We start from the raw sequence: 2,805 nt of genomic DNA, 5'->3' as shown, positions 1-2,805 counted from the left end.
CGGACGGCGGCATCGATGTCGCCGTCCGGCACGAGCCGACCGTTGCGTCCGTCGACGATGACCTCGGCGGGTCCGTAGCGGATGTCGTACGCGATGGGGACGCAGCCGGCTGCCATCGCCTCCAGAAGGCTCAGCCCCTCGCCCTCGGAGCTGCTTGTCAGCATCGTCCACGATCCGCGCGAGTACAGCTCGGCCGCGTGGGGCACGTAGCCGGTGAACCGCACGGCGTCCGATAGCCCGAGCCGCTCGGCCTCCGCCTCGAGCTTCGCGCGGTGCGCGCCCTCGCCGACGATCTCGGCGGTCACCGGGATGTCGAGGGCGCGGACGGCGGCCACGATCCGCAGCGCATGATCGAGACGCTTGATGCCGCTGAGCCGCGACACGACGACGCCGTGGAGCCGGTCGGGGGGCAGGCGCGGCATCCACTCCGGCAGTGTGACGGCGTTCGGCAGGACCTCGAGGTTGCCCGGGTCGCCGAGCTGCGCGACCGCGGTCGCGCGCTGGCGCTCGGTGAGGAAGACCACCGCATCCCAGCGGTGGAGATTCTCGAAGATGCTGCGGCGGGACGCCGTCAGCCGGCCCTGCGCGTCGTGGTGCGCGCCGTGTACGACGTGGATCGTGGCCACTCCCGGATGCCGGTACTTCTGCATCGAACGCGCCGCCGTCTTGCTGTCCACGACCATGACCGTCGGCTCCTGCGCCACGATCTCGTCGAGCCACGCGAACCGGAACGCCGTCGCGGAGGTCCACTGGCCGATGGTACGGCCGACCGAATCGAACGCGGTGATGAGACGCCGCCCGTTCGGCCGGCGTTCCTCCAGCACGGCGAGAGTGTCGTCGGTGCGCCGGTGCTCGATGCGCACCTCGCGCTCGCCGCTGCGCCAGCGGCGGATGGATCCGCCGGGCGTCCATTCCTCCTCGTCCGGCGCGCGGGGTGATCTTCCGGGCTGCTTCGGCACGGCGACCGGCACTCGATCCCCGTGACGGAAGTCCTCGTAGATGTTCCGCAGCCGCATCCCCTCGACCAGTTCGCCGCGCTCGCGGAGCAGCCGCCGCACGGCCTCGTAGTCGGGGCGCGTCTCGAACGTGAGAATGTCGGCCTCGGCACCCGCGTGCTGCACGAACGACCGTGATCGCTGCAGCAGAGCCGCCGTCATCCCGCCGTACTCCTCTGGGATCCCCCACGTGACCGCGAGCTGCCGCCGATGCGGCAGCGTCGTGGTGGGCTCGGCGGTCATGACATGCACCGTACGTTCCGCGGCGTCCCGTACCGCGGGGCTTGACATCGCAGCGGAAGGCTCGTTCCCGCGACTCTCCGGGCCCGCCTCGACTTGAGAACGATTATCAATACTCGTAGAATCGACGGCATGACTTCGAAGCGACGCCTCCCGACACTCGCCGGCCTGGCTGCGGCATCCGTCATCACGCTCGCAGGGTGCGCCTCGACGACCGCGCCGGCGGGCGGCGGGTCGGACGAGGCGCTCACGGTCGTCGCTTCGACCAACGTCTACGGCCAGATCGCCGAGGAGGTCGGCGGCGGCCTGATCGAGGTCACGTCGATCGTCACCAGCGACTCGCAGGACCCGCACTCGTTCGAGCCCAGCGCGCGCGACCAGCTGGCCGTGGCGGAGGCAGACCTCGTCATCGAGAACGGCGGCGGCTACGACGCATACATCGACGCGCTCATCGAATCCAGCGGCACCGAGGCGCACGTCATCACCGCCGCCGAGTTCTCGCACGACTGGCCCGAGAACGAGGGCCACTCCGATGAGGCGACGGATGCCGAGCCCGGGGCCGCCTCGACGGAGCACGCCGACGAGCACGCCGACGAAGATGCTGGCGCCGACGAAGAGGGTCATGACCACGACCACGAACACGTCGAGGGGTTCAACGAGCACGTCTGGTACGACCCGCACACCATCGCGCACGTCGCCGAGGCGATCGCCGAGGAGCTCGGCGAGCTCAGCCCGGCCGACGCCGAGACGTTCACCGCCAACGCGGAGCAGTTCGTCGCCGAGGTCGAGGGCATCGAGGCGTCGCTCGCCGACATCGCCGCAGCCCACGAGGGAGAGAGCGTCTTCGTGACCGAGCCGGTGCCGGTGTACCTGATCACCGCGGCAGGTCTCGCCGACGTCACTCCCGAGGCATTCAGCGAGGCCGTCGAGGAAGGACAGGATGTCGCGCCCGCGACGCTCCTGGAGTCTCTCGGCCTGCTCGAGTCGGGCGATGTGCGCGTGGTCATCACGAACTCGCAGACCGGCGGTGCCGAGACCGATCACATCGTCGACGCCGCCGAAGCGGGCGGCATCCCGGTGATCGCATTTTCGGAAACGCTCCCCGAGGGCCAGACTTACATCTCGTGGATGCAGGCGAACGTCGAGGCGCTGAGCACGACGCTGGACGCGTGAGCGACGCGCACCCCCAGCGCACGCCCGCCGGCACGCCGCCGATTCTCAGCATCCGGGACGCCGCGCTGCGGCGAGGCGACCGCGAGCTGTGGTCGGGCCTGGATCTCGACGTGCACGCCGGAGAGCTGATCGCCGTGCTCGGCCCCAGCGGGTCGGGCAAGACGACCCTGTTGCGGGCCATCCTCGGCCTCGAGGAGCTCTCGGGCGGCACGATCGAGGTTCGCGGCGCGCTTCGGCAGGCTCAGCGACCGCGTGGATTGGTGCCGGCGAGCCGACGGCGGCGCCGCGGCAGCCGCCGTATCGGCTACATCCCGCAGGCCCGCCCGCTGTCGCGCGACACCGCGCTGCGCGGCCGCGACCTGGTGTCGCTCGGGGTCGACGGCCACCGCTTCGGGCT

At 70.8% G+C, this 2,805-nt stretch carries 3 protein-coding genes; 2 read left to right on the top strand and 1 reads right to left on the bottom strand.

Annotated elements, in window-relative coordinates:
• The coding region (locus EIO58_RS15625; protein WP_164861768.1) for a glycosyltransferase at window positions 1–1,238 on the bottom strand (1,238 nt) is incomplete at its 3' end.
• A 129-nt stretch (window positions 1,239–1,367) separates the two neighbouring features.
• Here EIO58_RS15625 and EIO58_RS15620 point away from each other — a divergent pair.
• Both EIO58_RS15620 and EIO58_RS15615 read left to right on the top strand, forming a co-directional pair.
• On the top strand, window positions 1,368–2,408 hold the full coding sequence (locus EIO58_RS15620; RefSeq protein ID WP_127820281.1) for a metal ABC transporter solute-binding protein, Zn/Mn family: 1,041 nt from the start codon (window positions 1,368–1,370) through the stop codon (window positions 2,406–2,408).
• A partial coding sequence (locus EIO58_RS15615; RefSeq protein ID WP_127820280.1) for an ATP-binding cassette domain-containing protein occupies window positions 2,405–2,805 on the top strand: 401 nt, incomplete at its 3' end. The genes EIO58_RS15620 and EIO58_RS15615, both read left to right, overlap by 4 nt.

The organism is Microbacterium sp. CPCC 204701 (genome assembly GCF_004010105.1).
Lineage (GTDB): Bacteria > Actinomycetota > Actinomycetes > Actinomycetales > Microbacteriaceae > Microbacterium.
The sequence above is the reverse complement of the archived record's forward strand: the minus strand, read 5'-3'. Positions and strand labels throughout refer to the sequence as shown.

Bases quoted from the DNA above. Each gene is read 5' to 3' on its own strand.
- EIO58_RS15620 (WP_127820281.1), top strand. From the start codon at position 1,368: ATGACTTCGAAGCGACGCCTCCCGACACTCGCCGGCCTGGCTGCGGCA.